The sequence below is a fragment of the Mesorhizobium sp. CNPSo 4661 genome (assembly GCF_057784215.1).
Map to the genome: position 1 here is coordinate 41,893 of NZ_JBWGIO010000026.1, position 16,674 is coordinate 58,566.

At 63.5% G+C, this 16,674-nt stretch carries 20 protein-coding genes; 16 read left to right on the forward strand and 4 right to left on the reverse strand.

Going from position 1 to position 16,674, the window contains the following annotated elements; all coding sequences use genetic code 11:
• Window positions 1-37: 37 nt before the first annotated feature.
• Both AC0YKC_RS29695 and AC0YKC_RS29700 read right to left on the reverse strand, forming a co-directional pair.
• On the reverse strand, window positions 38-1,027 hold the full coding sequence (locus tag AC0YKC_RS29695) for an alpha/beta hydrolase (RefSeq protein WP_434722586.1): 990 nt from the start codon (window positions 1,025-1,027) through the stop codon (window positions 38-40).
• A 68-nt stretch (window positions 1,028-1,095) separates the two neighbouring features.
• Window positions 1,096-1,944 (reverse strand): SDR family oxidoreductase, encoded by an 849-nt coding sequence (locus AC0YKC_RS29700; RefSeq protein WP_434722587.1) that lies wholly within the window; start codon window positions 1,942-1,944, stop codon window positions 1,096-1,098.
• A gap of 191 nt (window positions 1,945-2,135) precedes the next feature.
• Here AC0YKC_RS29700 and AC0YKC_RS29705 point away from each other — a divergent pair, with 191 nt between their 5' ends.
• The 6 genes from AC0YKC_RS29705 to AC0YKC_RS29730 all read left to right on the forward strand — a co-directional run bounded on the left by AC0YKC_RS29705 (window position 2,136) and on the right by AC0YKC_RS29730 (window position 6,705).
• A complete protein-coding gene (locus AC0YKC_RS29705; RefSeq protein ID WP_434722588.1) occupies window positions 2,136-3,170 on the forward strand; it encodes a cysteine synthase A in 1,035 nt (344 codons plus the stop codon).
• Window positions 3,170-3,913, forward strand: coding sequence for an alanyl-tRNA editing protein (locus AC0YKC_RS29710; protein ID WP_434722589.1), 744 nt, complete (start codon window positions 3,170-3,172; stop codon window positions 3,911-3,913). Before AC0YKC_RS29705 ends, AC0YKC_RS29710 begins: the two co-directional genes overlap by 1 nt.
• A gap of 91 nt (window positions 3,914-4,004) precedes the next feature.
• The gene (gene sseA / locus AC0YKC_RS29715; RefSeq protein WP_488513621.1) at window positions 4,005-4,856 is read left to right on the forward strand and encodes a 3-mercaptopyruvate sulfurtransferase; all 852 of its coding nucleotides are present in this window, start codon (window positions 4,005-4,007) and stop codon (window positions 4,854-4,856) included.
• Window positions 4,856-5,419 (forward strand): GNAT family N-acetyltransferase, encoded by a 564-nt coding sequence (locus AC0YKC_RS29720; protein ID WP_320298077.1) that lies wholly within the window; start codon window positions 4,856-4,858, stop codon window positions 5,417-5,419. Before sseA ends, AC0YKC_RS29720 begins: the two co-directional genes overlap by 1 nt.
• Before the next feature lie 116 nt (window positions 5,420-5,535).
• Window positions 5,536-6,093 (forward strand): OmpA family protein, encoded by a 558-nt coding sequence (locus AC0YKC_RS29725; RefSeq protein WP_320297945.1) that lies wholly within the window; start codon window positions 5,536-5,538, stop codon window positions 6,091-6,093.
• Window positions 6,094-6,237: 144 nt separating this feature from the next.
• Entirely contained in the window at window positions 6,238-6,705 is a 468-nt protein-coding gene (locus AC0YKC_RS29730) for a DUF1203 domain-containing protein (protein ID WP_488513622.1), read from the forward strand.
• Between the two features lie 423 nt (window positions 6,706-7,128).
• On the opposite strand, the gene ald is transcribed toward AC0YKC_RS29730, so the two are convergent.
• Window positions 7,129-8,244: an alanine dehydrogenase gene (ald, locus tag AC0YKC_RS29735; RefSeq protein ID WP_127879861.1), complete on the reverse strand. Its 1,116-nt coding sequence runs from the start codon at window positions 8,242-8,244 to the stop codon at window positions 7,129-7,131.
• 203 nt (window positions 8,245-8,447) lie between these two features.
• Between ald and AC0YKC_RS29740 the strand changes: the two genes are divergently transcribed.
• Both AC0YKC_RS29740 and AC0YKC_RS29745 read left to right on the forward strand, forming a co-directional pair.
• Entirely contained in the window at window positions 8,448-8,921 is a 474-nt protein-coding gene (locus AC0YKC_RS29740; protein ID WP_040994689.1) for an Lrp/AsnC family transcriptional regulator, read from the forward strand.
• A 55-nt stretch (window positions 8,922-8,976) separates the two neighbouring features.
• Window positions 8,977-9,309: a hypothetical protein gene (locus tag AC0YKC_RS29745; RefSeq protein ID WP_320297943.1), complete on the forward strand. Its 333-nt coding sequence runs from the start codon at window positions 8,977-8,979 to the stop codon at window positions 9,307-9,309.
• 17 nt (window positions 9,310-9,326) lie between these two features.
• Here AC0YKC_RS29745 and AC0YKC_RS29750 read toward each other — a convergent pair whose 3' ends face one another.
• Complete coding sequence (locus AC0YKC_RS29750) at window positions 9,327-9,986, reverse strand: 5-formyltetrahydrofolate cyclo-ligase (RefSeq protein WP_488513623.1); 660 nt, start codon at window positions 9,984-9,986, stop codon at window positions 9,327-9,329.
• Window positions 9,987-10,158: 172 nt separating this feature from the next.
• Between AC0YKC_RS29750 and AC0YKC_RS29755 the strand changes: the two genes are divergently transcribed.
• The 8 genes from AC0YKC_RS29755 to AC0YKC_RS29790 all read left to right on the forward strand — a co-directional run.
• Window positions 10,159-11,424, forward strand: a complete 1,266-nt coding sequence (locus AC0YKC_RS29755; protein ID WP_320297941.1) for an NAD(P)/FAD-dependent oxidoreductase — start codon at window positions 10,159-10,161, stop codon at window positions 11,422-11,424.
• A gap of 142 nt (window positions 11,425-11,566) precedes the next feature.
• Window positions 11,567-13,555: a bifunctional 2',3'-cyclic-nucleotide 2'-phosphodiesterase/3'-nucleotidase gene (locus tag AC0YKC_RS29760; protein ID WP_488513624.1), complete on the forward strand. Its 1,989-nt coding sequence runs from the start codon at window positions 11,567-11,569 to the stop codon at window positions 13,553-13,555.
• Between the two features lie 164 nt (window positions 13,556-13,719).
• Window positions 13,720-13,848, forward strand: a complete 129-nt coding sequence (locus AC0YKC_RS29765; RefSeq protein WP_320297939.1) for a hypothetical protein — start codon at window positions 13,720-13,722, stop codon at window positions 13,846-13,848.
• Between the two features lie 100 nt (window positions 13,849-13,948).
• A complete protein-coding gene (locus AC0YKC_RS29770) occupies window positions 13,949-14,239 on the forward strand; it encodes a Dabb family protein (protein WP_488513625.1) in 291 nt (96 codons plus the stop codon).
• A 70-nt stretch (window positions 14,240-14,309) separates the two neighbouring features.
• Window positions 14,310-15,194, forward strand: coding sequence for a VOC family protein (locus AC0YKC_RS29775; RefSeq protein WP_488513626.1), 885 nt, complete (start codon window positions 14,310-14,312; stop codon window positions 15,192-15,194).
• Window positions 15,191-16,036, forward strand: a complete 846-nt coding sequence (gene kdsA / locus AC0YKC_RS29780; protein WP_488513627.1) for a 3-deoxy-8-phosphooctulonate synthase — start codon at window positions 15,191-15,193, stop codon at window positions 16,034-16,036. The genes AC0YKC_RS29775 and kdsA overlap by 4 nt, the downstream gene beginning before the upstream one ends.
• Before the next feature lie 101 nt (window positions 16,037-16,137).
• Window positions 16,138-16,344, forward strand: coding sequence for a dodecin family protein (locus AC0YKC_RS29785; RefSeq protein ID WP_112099570.1), 207 nt, complete (start codon window positions 16,138-16,140; stop codon window positions 16,342-16,344).
• 70 nt (window positions 16,345-16,414) lie between these two features.
• The coding region (locus tag AC0YKC_RS29790) for a PRC-barrel domain-containing protein (RefSeq protein ID WP_488513628.1) at window positions 16,415-16,674 on the forward strand (260 nt) is incomplete at its 3' end.

Below are 16,674 nucleotides of genomic sequence, written 5' to 3' on the forward strand. Positions count from 1 at the left end.
GTTTTCATTTCACCGTGTCGATTTCACTGGCCCGACTTCACTGACTTGACTGTTGCTGCATCAGCGCCTTCACCCACACCACGATACGCTGGGTAAGAAAGGCCGTAGTCTGCGGCGACAGCACATCGCCAGCAATGACGTGATTGTCCGGATCGCCGGTGTCGTCGACCGGCACCAGCTCGTGCGGACCGCCCCAGCGCCCGGCGATCTCGCGGGTACGGTCGGGCCGCACCACCTTGTCGGAATCCGAGAAGATGAACAGGGCAGGGATCGTCGCCTTCTCGACAGGCGCGGCATAGGCGAGCTCGGTGAGCGCGGCCATCGGCAGCACCGCTTTCATGGGGTATCTGGTGGTCCAGAATTTTTCGTGAAGCGCGTTGCGCGCCGGGAAACTGCGCTCCTTGCCGCCGACAAGCTCGGCGAGTTGCCGGCCCCAGGGCATGGTCAGCAACTCGGCGCCGGAGGCCTTGACGCCGAAATTGGGTGAGATGAACGCGATCGCGGCGACGCCGTCCGAAGCGCCCGGTTGGGTTGCGGCCCATGCCGCCAGCGAGCCGCCAGTCGAGGTCCCGATGACGATCACCTTGTCGCCGATGGCGCGGCCGATGGCCAAGGCCTCCTCATAGTCGTTGATCCATGCATTGACGCTGCCCTGCGCCATCGCCGCGCCGTCCTGGCCGTGGCCGGTCAGCCGCGTGTAGAAGAGGTTGGCGTCCAGTTCATCCGCAACGTCGTCCGGCAAGGGGCGAACCTCGCCCTTCGTGGCGGAGAAGCCATGGATATAGACGATGGCCAGGGGCGTCTTGGCATGGACCATCGGGTTTGCCCAGATGATCTCCTTGTCGAGACCTTCGCGGATGTTGGGGACGGCAGCCTCTTCGTGCGCCAGATAGGCCTGCGGATCGTCGCCGATCGCCGACGGATTGAACCGGATTGTCGTGTCGACCGGCACGCGCGGACCAAGGAAGAAACCGGCTACCAGGACGACTGCAAGGCCAAGCACCGCAAGCACGATCCGCCGCCCCATTACAGTCTCCAAGCAATGATTCTCAACCTATGGCCGTACCTGCCGACAGGCAATCGCCGTTCGCCGGCTTATACCGCCTTGTCGCGGGATGGACCTTTTTCGCCGAGCTGCCTGCGATCGAAATGCAACGGCCGCGCCCACCAGTGGGTCGTGAGCCCGATGACGAAGCGGCCGATCGGCCGCGGCAGCAGGCCAAGCAGCTTCAACGGCCAGCTTATGTGGTACGGGAAGGTGACTTCGAAACTGCCCTTCCTGATGCCGCGCGCCATGCGGCGTGACGCGCGATGCACGGGCATGAGGCCCGGCATCGGCAGCTTGTTCTTTTCGGTCAGCGGCGTGTCGATGAAACCCGGATTGATGACCTGGACGCGGATATTCATCTTGTCGAAGTCGTATTTCAGCGACTCCGCCAGGATGTTGATCGCGGCCTTGGTGCCGCCATAGGCCGCCGTGGTCGGCCAACCGGAATAGGCGGTGACCGATCCGACCAGGACGACATGGCCGCGTCCGCGCACGCGCATATGCTCGACGACAGGCACCACGCCGTTGACGATGCCGAAATAGTTCACGGCGAAGGAGCGATGGAAATCGCGCACCACCAGGTTCTCGCCGGGGGTGGCGATGTAGTTGCCGGCGTTGAAGACGGCGAGCACGATCGGCCCCATCTGCTGTTCGATGGCGGCGGCCGTGCGCGCCATGCCGTGTTCGTCGGTCACGTCGCAGGGAAAGGACTTCACATGTCCCGACATCTGCGCCGTTTCGACGATCAGCGTGTCGGCCGGATCTTCCGGCAGCGATGTCACCGCGACGGCATAGCCTTGATTGGCGAGATCCTTGGCCAACGCCCGGCCAAGGCCACTGCTGCCGCCCGTGATCCAGGCGACACCGTCTTTCGGATTGGCCCGGTAAAGTGCCATGGGATGTCCTGCGAATGTTCTGGTTTGCTCTAGCGGTGGAGAAATCGGTTGAAAAGAGCGGTTTTGCACCTGACGTTGAAATGATCGCGAGCATTGCACCATCCGGAATGCGACTGGACCAGGCAAAATCTTGCCTTGAAACCGCGGCGTCCGGTTTTTAGGGTCTCGCCGCACACATGAAGGAATCCCGCATGCCCCGTTCTGTGATCGAAGCGATCGGCAACACGCCCCTGATCCGGCTCAACAAGGCCTCGGAAGCGACCGGTTGCGAGATCCTCGGCAAGGCCGAGTTCATGAATCCAGGGCAATCGGTGAAGGATCGGGCGGGCCTGTTCATCATCCGCGATGCCGAACAGCGTGGGCTCCTGAAGCCCGGCGGGCTTATCGTCGAAGGCACTGCCGGCAACACCGGCATCGGCCTGACGCTGGTCGCGAAGGCGCTCGGCTACCGCACCGTGATCGTCATTCCTGACACGCAGAGCCAGGAAAAGAAGGACGTGATCAAGATTCTGGGCGCGGAGCTGATCGAGGTGCCGGCCGTGCCCTACAAGAACGCCAACAATTACATAAAACTGTCGGGCCGCCTTGCCGAGCAACTGGCGCGCTCCGAACCCAACGGCGCGATCTGGGCCAACCAGTTCGACAATGTCGCCAACCGCGATGGCCATGTCCGCACGACCGCGCAGGAAATCTGGGCCCAGACCGGTGGCAAGATCGACGGCTTTGTCTCGGCCGTAGGCTCCGGCGGCACGCTCGCCGGTGTCGCGCTCGGGCTGAAAGGCAAGAGCAAGGATGTCAAGATCGCGCTCGCCGATCCGCTGGGCGCCGCGCTCTACAGTTTCTACACCAGCGGCGAACTGAAATCGGATGGCAACTCGATCACCGAGGGTATCGGCCAGGGCCGCATCACCGCCAATCTCGAAGGCTTCACGCCGGATTTCTCCTACCAGATCCCGGACGAGGAAGCGTTGCCGATCATCTTCGACCTGATCCAGGAGGAGGGGCTCTGCGTCGGTGGTTCGACCGGCATCAACATCGCCGGCGCCATTCGGTTGGCGCGCGAGCTCGGACCTGGCCATACCATCGTGACAATCCTTGCCGACTACGGCACGCGCTACCAGTCCAAGCTCTTCAATCCGGAATTCCTGCGTAGCAAGAACCTTCCGGTGCCGGGCTGGATGGAAGAAAAGGCCGACATTTCCGTGCCGTTCGAAAAGGTGGCGTGATGGCGCATAAGACCGAGGCGCTGTTTCGCGACGACGCCTATCAGAAGACGGCCGAGGCCGAGGTCGTCGCGATCAACGACCGTGGCGGCATCCTCCTCGACCGGACGATCTTCTATGCAACGTCCGGCGGGCAGCCGGGCGATATCGGCATGTTCGAGCGGACCGACGGCGGCCGCATTGCGATTGCCGCCACCATCACCGGCGAGACCAAGGATGAGATCATCCATGTGCCGGCACCGGAGCAGGCGCTGCCCGCTGTCGGCGAGAGGCTGAAGCTCTTGATCGACTGGGAGCGGCGGCACCTTTTGATGCGCATGCATTCCGCCTGTCACCTGCTGACCGTGGTCTGTCCGTTTCCGATCACCGGAGCGGCGGTCGCCGAGGATGACAGCCGCGTCGACTTCGACATTCCCGACGCCGGCTTCAGCAAGGAGGATGTGACCGCAAGGCTGATGGAACTGGTGCGCGCCGACCATCCGATCTTCACCCGGCTGATCACTGACGAGGAGCTCGCCGCCAACCCCGGCCTGGTCAAATCGAAGAACGTGCGGCCGCCTGTCGGCACCGGCAAGATCCGCCTGGTCTGCATTGGCGACAATGGCGCGATCGACAGCCAGCCATGCGGCGGCACGCATGTGAAGTCGACCGGCGAGGTCGGCGAGATCCACATCGGCAAGATCGAGAAGAAAGGCCGCGAGAACCGGCGCTTCCGCATCCGCTTCGGACCGATGCCGGCGAATTGACGCTCAAAGAGATCGAGCATGATGTCGCCCGAAAACCGCTTCACACTTTTCGGCATCATGCGATAAGGCGAGGCGGGCAGGGAGAACAAAAATGGCGCAGGACAGCCCTTTCATCGTCGACGCCGATTGGCTGGAAAAGCGGCTTGGCGCGCCCGGCCTCACCATCATCGACGCTTCCTGGTATCTGCCTGCGCAAAAGCGCAACGCCCGCGCCGAATACGATGCCGCCCATATTCCCGGCGCGCGCTTCCTCGACCAGGATGCGGTTTCCGATCCGGATTCGAAACTGCCGCACACATTGGCCTCGCCGCAGCACTTCGCCCAATATGTCGGCGCCATGGGCGTTTCGGCCGACGACACCATCGTCGTCTATGACGGCCCAGGCCTGTTTTCGGCGCCGCGCGCCTGGTGGATGTTCCGCGTCATGGGCGTCTTCCAGGTCTACATCCTGAACGGCGGCATCGACCGCTGGAAGGCCGAGGGGCGCCCCGTGACGGCTGAGCCGACAAAGATCGCGCCAAGCGTCTTCCACGCCGATTTCGACGAGGGCCGGGTTGTCGGGCTCGACGAGATGCGCAGGATCGTCGGCGGGCGGGAGAGCCAGGTCGCCGACGCGCGTTCGGCCGGCCGCTTTGCCGGGACCGATCCGGAGCCGCGCCAAGGCGTCCGTTCGGGTCATATGCCTGGCGCGCATAATGTTCCGATCACGGCGCTTGCGGAGAATGGCGAGTTGCTGCCCAAGGACCGCTTGCGCAAGGTGATCGAGGATGCCGGTATCGACCTCTCCAAGCCCGTTGTCACGTCCTGCGGCTCAGGCATCACGGCGGCGGCGATCACGCTGGCGCTGGAGACGCTCGGCCATACCAACAACCGGCTTTATGATGGTTCCTGGACAGAATGGGGCGGTCTCAGCGACACGCCGGTGGTGACGGGGAAAGAATGATGAAAAACGGCGCGCTGCAAGATATCGATGTCACGGTCACGTTCCTGGAGATGCATGCGGCGCCGGCGGTTTCGCCGCCAATCCCCTACAACCGCCAGATCGCGCTGCTGAAGACGAAAGACATCCCGCTCCATTTCTACCGCTATCTGATGGATCGCGTCGGACGCAAATGGCACTGGGTCAATGTGCTGAGGCTGAGCGACGAGGAGCTTGCCGCCGGCCTGCACCGCGAGGATCGCGACATCAGGGTGCTCTATCTCGATGGCGCCCCCGCCGGCTTCTTCGACCTCAAGCCGCATCTGCCGGACGAGGTGGAGCTCGCCTATTTCGGCATGATGGAGCATGCGCATGGCCAGGGCATCGGCCGCTGGTTCCTTGGCGCGGCGATCTCGGCGGCCTGGGCGCATGGACCAAGGCGCGTCACCGTGCAGACCTGCACGCTCGATCATCCGGCGGCTCTTCCACTCTACCAGAAGCTCGGCTTCACGCCGGTGGCGCAGAAGAAGGAAGTGGTGCATCCGCTGACCTTCGCCGAGCGGTCGGCCAGCGTCATGCGTGGCTAAGCTGTTCAAGCAGAAGCCGTAACGGCCACCGGCTGAACACCTCGTTCATCGCCGCTTCAGACTGTCTTTGCCATTGTCCCGGCCGCATTGCGAGGCCGAGCTTATAGGAGAAAGACATGTTGAGCCGACGTACATTCGCCGTAGCCATGATCGCGGCAATTGCCATGCCGAGCCTGGCGTCCGCGCAGGCGACCACGCCTTCGGCCGCAACGATCGAGCGCCAGCTCGACGCCGCGCCCAGGCAAAAGCTGCGCCCGAACGAGCGCGTCACAATTCGCGAGTTCAAGCGCCGGCCCGATCTGCGGCGCATGGCGCGCTCGATCGACATCCAGTCGATCAATTTCGAGTTCGGCTCGGCCGCCATTGCCCCTTCGCAATACGGCAAGGTCGAAATCATTGCCGACGCGCTCCACCGCATCCTGCGGCGCGACCGCGGCGCCCGCATCCTGATCGAGGGTCACACCGACGCCGTGGGTTCTTTCGGTTCGAACCAGCTCCTGTCCGAACGCCGCGCCGCATCGCTCAAGCGCACGTTGGTGGGTGAATTCGGCGTGCCGGCCTACGCGCTGGACACCGTCGGCTATGGCGAGGAATTCCTTCTGGTGCAAACCCAGCAGGAGAACTGGCGCAACCGCCGCGTGACGCTGCGCCGCTTCGACGACTTCGTGCGGTGAAGCTGAGCCGATAACGCCGATAACGGGGCTCGGCCATTTAAAAGCGGCCGGGCTCTTTCACATGCGCATGCCGTCAGTCAGGAATCGGGTGGGAGACACTGTCGCGCAGGCATAATTTCCGGACATCGACACCGGAGATTTGCCATGAGCATCCAGTTCAAAGCCTTGCCGACCGAAGCCGTGCGCGCCCTGCAGCGGGGAGGGCCCGATGCCTACGGCCGCACTCCGGAGCACCAAGTCTCCGACGGCGACGGCGTGCCCTGCAGGCACTGCATGAAGAACGTCGCCGCGGGCGAAGGCTACCTGATCGTGGCTTACCGGCCGTTCCCGGAACTGCAGCCTTATGCCGAAACCGGCCCGATCTTCCTGCATGCTGAGGAATGCGGGCGCGCCGCCGAGGGCGATGCGCTGCCGGAGATGCTTGCAAGCAGCGACTATATCGTCAGGGGCTACGGCGAGGACGATCGCATCGTCTATGGCAGCGGCGCTGTCACGCCGACCGGCGAGATTGCCGCCCGCGCGCGGACGCTGTTCGGGCGCGACGACATCGCCTACATCCATGTCCGCTCGGCCCGGAACAATTGCTATCAATGCCGCATCGAGCGGGCATGACCCAAAAAAAAGCCCGCCGATGGTCTAGCGGGCCGTTGGAGGGTCTGACAGAAGCTGTCGGCCAGTGCTGTCCGGGCCGGACTAGTCCGACCCGGCAGGCTCAGGCCGCCAGTAACGGTCCGTCTCTAGGCGTCTTTCTTGCCGAGTGAATGTGAAGCATTTCACACAACGGCGCATATTGGCGGGAGGCGAGAAAAGGCGCATTTCAGGACTGTCGTATTCCCGTCGCACTCCTTTGCTAGAAAGCAGTTGTTGATGATTTGCCGACCGCGGATGGACCGGCGGCAGTCGCGACATTCGAGGAAGCGGGGCTTTTGCTCCGCTTTTTTGTTGCCCGGATTTCTTGGCGCGACCAGTTTGCGCGCAAGAAAAAGCCCGCCGGAATGACCCGGCGGGCGACTGAAGGAAATCTCTGCGAATTTATCAGGCGGCAAGAACCGCCTTCGGCTCGACCATTTCGTAGCCGAGGGCCTCGGCGACGGCGCGGTTGGTGATCTTGCCCTTATGGACATTGAGACCGTTGCGCAGGTGATGGTCGTCGACCAGCGCCTTGAGGCCCTTGTCGGCAAGCTGCAGGCCGTAATGCAGCGTCGCGTTGTTGAGCGCGTGCGCCGAAGTGACCGGCACGGCGCCGGGCATGTTGGCGACGCAATAGTGGATCACGCCGTCGACCTCATAGGTCGGATCGGCATGCGTCGTGGCATGCGAGGTCTCGAAGCAACCGCCCTGGTCGATCGCAACGTCGACAAGGACCGAACCCTTCTTCATGCCGGAAAGCATTTCGCGGGTCACGAGCTTGGGCGCGGCGGCGCCCGGGATCAGCACGGCGCCGATGACGACGTCGGCCGAGAAGCATTCTTCCTCCAGCGCTTCGACGGTCGAGTAGCGCGTATGCACGCGGCCGCCAAAAATGTCGTCGAGCTGGCGCAGGCGCGGGATCGAGCGGTCGATGATGGTGACGTCGGCGCCGAGGCCGGCCGCCATCTTGGCCGCATGCAGGCCGACGACGCCGCCGCCGAGCACGGTGACCTTGCCGGGCAGCACGCCGGGCACGCCGCCAAGCAGCACGCCGCGGCCGCCATTGGCCTTCTGCAGCGCCGTCGCGCCGGCCTGGATCGACAGGCGGCCGGCGACTTCCGACATCGGGGCGAGCAGCGGCAGGCCGCCGCGATCGTCGGTCACGGTCTCATAAGCGACCGCGGTGACGCCCGAGGCGAGAAGACCCTTGGTCTGCTCCGGATCGGGAGCGAGGTGGAGATAGGTATAGAGGATCTGGCCGTCGCGCAGCTGGACCCATTCGTTGGGCTGCGGCTCCTTGACCTTGACGATCATGTCCGACTTGGCGAACACGTCGGCGGCCGTCTTGGCGATAGTCGCGCCGGCGGCGCGATAGGCGTTGTCGTCGGCGCCGATACCGGCGCCAGCACCGGTCTCGACCAGCACTTCATGGCCATGCGCGACATATTCGCGGACCGAGCCGGGCGTCAGGCCGACGCGATATTCATGGTTCTTGATTTCCTTGGGGCAGCCGACACGCATCTTTCTTCTCCTGTCCGCGCCGTTCAAGGGGCGCTCTCCCTGTCATTGGTGCATGCCAATGGCTCCGAACTCGGAGGTGGACACGCAGTAACCGCAGTCAACCACGAATCGTTGCGTATGTGTTTGCGAATGCACTTGCGGCAACGGTCGCTCTTCGATAATCGTTGCGCAAAATCACTGGAAATTCGCAGGAACCACGAAAAATGCCGCTCGACAGGATTGATATCGCCATTCTGGAGACTTTGCAGAAGGATGGCCGGATTCCCAATGCGGCGCTTGCCGAGAAGGTCGGCCTTTCCCAATCGGCCTGTTCGCGCAGGCTCGACAATCTGGAGAAGTCCGGAACCATCCGCGGCTATCATGCGCGGCTGTCCAATTCCGCGCTCGGCCACCAGATGACGGCGATCGTGCACATATCGCTGTCGGGGCAATTCGAGAAGACGTTGTCGGATTTCGAGGCGGCGATCAAGCGCTGCCCGAACGTGCTTTCCTGCCATTTGATGTCAGGCGAATATGATTACATCCTGCGCATCGCGGCGAAGGATCTCGTCGACTATGAGCGCATCCACAAGGAATGGCTGTCGGCCATGCCGCATGTGACGAAGATCAACTCGTCCTTCGCGCTGCGCGAGATCGTCGATCGCACGGCGGTCGGGCTACGGCCCGAGATGGCCTAGTATCCGGACATAACCAGCAGGAGGCAGCGGCCGCGATATGACAGAAAGAATCACCATGGCCGAGTCATTGCCGGCAACAGCCGTCGTCCGCGTCTCGCGCGCCAGCTTCGACCCGAGCCGGTACGTTGAGGTCGACGCCGCGAGCAAGAAGACTTCGGAGTACATAATCCCGGCCATCAGGCGGCTGCCGGGGCTTCTTCATTTTTACGCAGGCGTGTCGCCGAAGGGCTCGATCGTGCAAGTCAGTGTCTGGGACACCGACGAGCATGCGGCGCAGCTGGATCGATTGAAGGAAATGGTGGTCGACGGCCGCAGGGATATGGAGGCGGTAGGCGTGACGTTCACCCCGATTTTCAACTATCCGATCGACTGGACCTGGACCGTTTGACCGGGGCCTGGCCGGCGCTAGGCGGTCATCGCCTCCGTCACCACCTCGCTCATCGGAATGTCGTGCGGCTGCGGGTAGATGGTCGCAATGCGCTGCAGTTCGTAGCCGACGCCGATGACCAGCGGCCTGAACGGCATGGCCGCCAGCGTGCGGTCGAAGAAGCCACCGCCATAGCCCAACCGATAGTTGCCGGGATCGATGCCGACGATGGGCGAAATGACGATGTCGGGCAGCACCGGATCGCCCTCGGCCGGGATCGGAATGTTCCAGACGCCCTTTTCCAGCCGGTCGCCCGGTTTGTAGGCGCGAAACACCAGCGGCTGTCCCTTCTCGATGACGACGGGCAGCGCGGTGCGGCCACCGCGATCGTTGATCGAGGCCATCCAGCCCCGCAGATCCGGCTCGCCGCGAAACGGCCAGTAGAGGCTGACCATCCGGCCGGCTATGTCTCCGATCAGCGTGTCGAGGCCGTCCGCGATGCGCGCCGACATGGCTACGCGCGCATCGGCTGAGACGGCAAGGCGGGCATTGATGAGCCGCTCGCGCTCGGCCTTGCGCCAGCGTCTGACATCCGTCCAGTCTAAGAGCGGCTCCCGGTATTGCGGGTCGAGTTCATGCATGAAGCAGGGCGGCGAGGCGTATTGCGCCAGCCCTTCGTCGTCGTGGTTGTCGGCCATGCTTGGCTCCTGTCGTTTGTTCGACGCTATACCTGCGCCGGGACTGTCGCATGTGGATTCGCGACGCCGCGCGACGACTCCCGGGCATGGTTATTGCCCGATTCAACGTTGTTGCAGCGCACAAAAACACTTACATCATGGACGGCAATTGCACCTGGCGAGGTGGAATGAAATGAGCGAAACCGAGCATAAAGTCGTTGTCGTCGGCGCCGGCTTCGGCGGCCTCGAACTCACCCGCGCGCTGGCTGGATCTCCGGTGCGCATCACCATGATCGACAAGCGCAACCACCATCTTTTCCAGCCGCTGCTGTACCAGGTGGCGACGACATCACTGGCGACCTCGGAGGTTGCCTGGCCGATCCGGCATCTGCTGCGCAACCGCAAGGACGTCACGACCCTCCTGGGCAACGTCACCGGCGTCGACCGCGCCGGCAAACGCGTGCTGTTCGAGGACGGCGGCTCGGTTCCCTACGACACGCTGGTGCTCGCCACCGGCGCGCGCCATGCCTATTTCGGCCATGACGAATGGGAGCCGTTCGCGCCGGGGCTGAAGACGCTCGAGGACGCCACGACGATCCGGCGCCGCATCCTGCTCGCCTTCGAGCAGGCCGAGCGCGAAACCGACCCCGCCAAGCGTCAGGCGCTGCTGACGCTGGTCATCGTCGGCGGCGGACCGACTGGCGTCGAACTCGCCGGCACCATCGTCGAACTCGCGCATGACACGCTACGCGGCGAGTTCCGCCACATCGACACACGCCAGGCGCGCGTCGTGCTGATCGAGGCCGGCGACCGGATCCTGGCCAATTTCGCGCCGCAGCTTTCCGACTACGCCCGCAAGGCGCTCGAGCGGCTCGGCGTCACCGTCGAGCTCGGGCGTCCGGTCACCAGGCTCGACGCCCAAGGCGTCGTCTTCGGCGACAGGCATCTGCCGGCAAGGACGATCATCTGGGCGGCCGGCGTTGCCGCTTCGCCGGCGGCCGAGTGGCTGGGGGTGCCGGCCGACCGGGCGGGACGGGTGATCGTCGAACCCGACCTCACTGTGCCGGGCAATCCCGACATCTTCGTCATCGGCGACACCGCGCATGTGCTGCGTCCAGATGGAAAGCCGGTGCCGGGCGTGGCGCCCTCGGCCAAGCAGGAAGGCAAGCATGTCGCCGCGACGATCAAGGCGCGGCTCGCCGGCGACACGGCAACGCGTCCTTTCCAGTACCGGCATGCCGGCGACCTTGCGACGATCGGCAAGCGCGCCGCCGCCATCGATTTTGGCTGGATCAAGCTCACCGGCTGGCTCGCCTGGTGGCTCTGGGGCATAGCCCACATCTATTTCCTGATCGACTTCCGCAATCGCCTGGCGGTCTCGCTTAGCTGGCTATGGATATATTTGACTGGCCAGCGCAGCGCGCGCCTGATCACCCAGGGCGACGACGACAAAAGCTGATTTCCTCGCCGTCGCCTGCTTCATCGACGCGTCACCTTCTCGTGATCGAAAGGCTTTTCCGCGCGCGTGGACTCAACGTGTCTTCAGCGCCATGCTCCATGGCTGGGGCAGGGGTCGTCGCGTTGTCGAAGAGGAGAAGAAAATGTCACGGCTGCCCGTCTCCCGTCGCGGATTTTCCCGCCGCGAATTCCTGGCCAGCGCCGCTGCCGGCGCGACGCTGATCATGCTGCATCCGTTCTCAGCCCGCGCCGCAGCCAACCAGGCGCATCTCAGGATCATGGAGACGACCGACATCCATGTGAACCTGCTGCCTTACGATTACTACGCCGACAAAGCGAACGATACGATGGGCCTGTCGCGCACTGCCTCGCTGATTGACGCGGTGCGCAAGGAAGCCGCGAATTCGATGCTAATCGACAATGGCGACCTGCTGCAGGGCAGCCCGATGGGCGATTACATCGCCTACGAGAAAGGCATGAAGGACGGCGACCTGCACCCCGTCATGAAGGGCATGAACCTGCTCGGCTATGAATGCTCGACGCTCGGCAACCATGAGTTCAATTACGGCCTGTCCTTTCTCGATAAGGTGTTGGCCGGCGCCAATTTCCCGTTCGTCTGCGCGAACCTGATCCGCGGCACCACGCTTGCCACGAACCCGCGCGACGACAAGCTCTATCTCAAGCCCTATGTCATCCTCGACAGGAAGATCAAGGACGGGTCAGGGGCCGAGCAACCGATCAGGATCGGCGTCATCGGCTTCGTGCCGCCGCAGATCATGGTCTGGGACCTGAAGAACCTCGAAGGCAATGTCCAGACGCGCGACATCGTCGAGGCGGCCAAGGCCTGGGTGCCTCAGATCAGGGAAGAAGGCGCCGATATCGTCATCGCGCTCTCGCATTCCGGCATCGATATCAAGCAGGGCGACAAGATGGAGAACGCCTCGTTCTTCGTCGCCGGCGTCGAGGGCATCGACGCGGTCTTCACCGGCCACCAGCATCTGGTCTTCCCCGGCAAGAAGGATTTCCAGGCGCTCACGGGCGTCGACACCGAGAAGGGCACGCTGCAGGGCAAGCCGGCCGTCATGGGCGGCTTCTGGGGGTCGCATATGGGTCTGATCGACCTGCTTCTGGAGCGCGACGGCTCGAAATGGCGGGTCGTCTCGGCCACCTCCGAGGCGCGCCCGATCTATGAGCGCGTCGACAACAAAAACAAGGCGACGGTCGGCGACGACAAGCGCATCATCGCCGCGCTCGAGCAGGACCACGAGGCGACGCTTGCCTATGTCCGCCGCCCCGTCGGCAAGACATCGGCGCCGCTCTATTCCTATTTCGCTCTCGTGGCCGACGATCCGTCCGTGCAGATCGTCAACCAGGCGCAGACCTGGTATCTCAAGGACATATTGAAGAACACGGAGTGGAAGGACGTGCCGCTGCTCTCGGCGGCGGCGCCCTTCAAGGCCGGCGGCCGCAACGGCGCCGACTACTATACCGACGTTCCGGCGGGCGATATCGCCATCAAGAACGTCGCCGACCTCTATCTCTACCCGAACACGGTGCGTGCCGTCGAAATCACCGGCGCTGAGGCGAAGGAATGGCTGGAGATGTCCGCCGGCATCTTCAACCATATCGAGCCGGGCAAAGCGGATCAGCCGCTCATCAACACCGACTTCCCATCCTACAATTTCGATGTCATCGACGGCGTCAGCTACAGGATCGACCTGTCGCAGCCGCCGAAATACGATGCCAAGGGCGGCGTCGCGAACGCCGGCTCCAATCGCATCGTCGACTTGAAATTCGACGGGAAACCGATTGATCCGGCAGCGAAATTCGTCGTTGCCACCAACAATTATCGCGCTGGCGGCGGTGGCAATTTCCCCGACATCAATGCCTCGAAGATCATCTATGAGGCGCCGGACACCAACCGCGACGTGATCGTGCGCTTTGTCATCAGCGAGGGCACGATCAATCCGTCGGCGGACGACAACTGGTCCTTCGCGCCGCTGCCCGGCACCAGCGTCGTCTTCGAGACCGGACCGCGGGCCAAGGATTTCATCACCGAGGTCAAGTCGTTGAAGATCGAGCCGGCAGGCGAGGGCGAGGCAGGCTTCGCCAAATACCGCATCACGCTGTGATCCGGCGCTACCGGCTGTGCGGTCTGGCTAGAGCTGGCCGCGCACCGGGCGCGGCCCTATCGTCTTCCGCTGGCGCCAAAGCGGCCCCGGCAAAAAGCAGTGAACTGGCAAAATCGCGCCGGTGTCGCTCTGGTTCCGGCCGTCCACATGCGATAGTTTTAGCCATGCGTTATGTGATCGTCATCGCCGCCATCACCTTCTTCCTGCTCTGGGACGGCCTCTACAATCGCGGTCACTACCTCGACGTGACCGTGCGGGAAGTGTCGCGCATCGTGCGCTACGTCACCGGGTAAGGTCTCGCCGCTTCGCATCGCGGCGCGACATCGTTGCCGGTTGACGCCCTGGCATTGCTCCCACAGAAACACCGCTGAACCGAAGACCAGGGAGGCTGGCTTGATCCGGCACATCGTTTTCTTCAGCGTGCGACGCAGGGAAGATGTCGAGGCTGTACGCTCGGGCCTGCTGGCGCTCGGCAAGATACCTTACTCGAAGCATTTCGAGGTGACGCTCAACACCAAGGTCGATCTGTTTTCCAACGCGATCGATGTCGTCGTCTATGCCGAGTTCGAGGACGAGGCGGCCCTTGCCGCTTACAAGGCGCATCCGATTTACGCGGACACGACCAGCAAGGTGAAGCCGCTGCGCGAACTGCGCTATTCGGCGGATGTCGTGGCCGCGGCCTGAGCCGACAGAGCACGCTCCATTGGTCCGCCGCTCTTGAACCTCAGGCCGGAATGGGGCACACCGCGCCGGCATGATCAAAAGCTCCGCCCATCCGCTCGACCATCTCGTGCTGCCAACCGGAAGCCTTGATGCCGCTCGAACGCGTCTGGCCTCGCTCGGCTTTGTGGTCGCGCCGACAGGCATCCACCCCTTCGGCACGGAGAATGCCTGCGTCTTCTTCGCCGACGGCACCTATCTCGAGCCGCTGGCGTTGGGAAATGAACAGGCGACGGGACAAGCGGTTGCGGCCGGCAATGTCTTCGTAGCGCGCGACCGCCTTTATCGCGAGCGGCTGGGCGAGGAGGGTTTTTCCGCCGTCGTGCTTGGAACCGGCAATGCCGATGCCGACTATACGCGCTTTGTCGAAGCCGGCCTGTCGGCCGGCGACATGCTGGGTTTTTCACGCGCCTTCACCGATGCGAACGGCAAGAGCGATACGGCGTCGTTCAAGCTGGCCTTCGCGGCCGGCAAGGAGGCGTCGGACGCATTCCTCTTCGCCTGCGAGCGCGTCAACGCGCCGAAGATCGATCGCACGGCGCTCCAGGCGCACGCCAATGGCGTGACCGGCATCGTCGAAGTGGTTGCGGTCAGCGGCACGCCTTCTGCGCAGATCGGGCTGATCTCGATCGCCGCCGGCGCGAGTGCCGACGACCTCGGGGCGGGTGACACGGTGCGGCTGCCGAACGCAATCCTGAGCGTCGTCACGCCCGAAACCTACCTGCAGCGCTTCGGCCTTGTGGCCAAGCCGTCGCCGCATTTGCGGTTTGAGGCGATTATCTTCTCGATCCGCGACAAAGCTTCTGCCGCACGCACGCTTGCGGCCGGCGCTGTCGATCACAACATGAGCGACAATGATATCGTCGTTGCGCCGGCGCCCGGGCAGGGTGCCGCCTTCATCTTCCGGGAGATCCCATGAACAAGCCCCTGGCGCCCAATGCATCGGTAACCGTCGGCAACGTCATCTTCGCCAACAATGCGCCGCTGTCGCTGATCGCCGGCCCGTGCCAGCTTGAATCGCGCCAGCACGCTTTCGACATGGCCGGCGCGCTGAAGGAGCTGACGGAACGTCTGGGCATCGGCCTCGTCTACAAGACCAGCTACGACAAGGCCAACCGCACCTCGCTGTCGGCAACGCGCGGCGCCGGCCTCGATGCGGCGATGCCGATCTTCGACGACCTGCGCAAGGAGTTCGGGCTCCCGGTGCTGACCGACGTCCACACCGAGGAGCAATGCGCGATCGTAGCCCCCCATGTCGATGTCCTGCAGATCCCGGCCTTCCTGTCGCGCCAGACCGACATGCTGGTCGCCGCCGCCCGGACCGGCAAGGTCGTCAACGTGAAGAAGGGCCAGTTCCTGGCGCCCTGGGACATGAAGAACGTGGTCGCCAAGATCACCAGCTCCGGCAACCCGAACGTGCTGACCACCGAACGCGGCGCCTCTTTCGGCTACAACACGCTGGTCTCGGACATGCGCGCGCTGCCGATCATGGCCGAGATCGGCGCTCCGGTGATCTTCGACGCGACCCATTCCGTGCAGCAGCCGGGCGGGCAGGGCGGCTCCTCGGGCGGTGAACGTCGTTTTGTGGCGACGCTCGCGCGCGCGGCGGTTGCCGTCGGCGTCGCTGGCGTCTTCATCGAAACCCATCAGGATCCCGACAACTCGACATCTTCGGACGGTCCCAACATGGTGCCTCTCAAGGACATGCCGGCGCTGCTGGAAAAGCTGATGGCCTTCGATCGCATCGCCAAGGGACACTGATCCCGAGAGCTGTCTGCTGACCGACCCTGCGCCGGCTTGTGGTTGCACTAAGCCGGCGCTACGCTCGTTTTCGTAACTGAGCGTCTTGGCAGGAGGAAGCCATGTCCGTTGCCCGCGTCACCGAAATCACGTCGTCGTCCAAGAAGAGCTTTCAGGATGCCATCGAGAAGGGCATCGCACGCGCCGCAAAGACCCTGAAGAACGTCGAGGGCGCCTGGATCCAGGACCAGAAAATCGTCGTCGAGGACGGCAAGATCGCTGCCTACCGCGTCAACATGAAAGTCACCTTCATCCTCACCGACAACTAAGCAGCAAGCCGGAACTTTCGTCCGAGCCCCTCATTGTCAATGTATCGCAACGACAAAGAGGAGCACCACCATGACCACCCCGTCCGGGCACACCGAAGCCATTGCGGCCTCGCGCGTCATCGGCACGTCTGTCTACAACACCGAAGGCAAGAGCATCGGCAGCATCGAGGACGTCATGCTTGACAAGATGTCGAACGGCATCATGTTCGCCGTCATCGGCTTCGGCGGCTTCCTCGGCATGGGCGAGAAGTACCACGCGATCCCGTGGGCGACCCTCGACTATGATGAGGATAAAGGCGGCTACGTCGTGCCGTTCACCAAGGAGCAGCT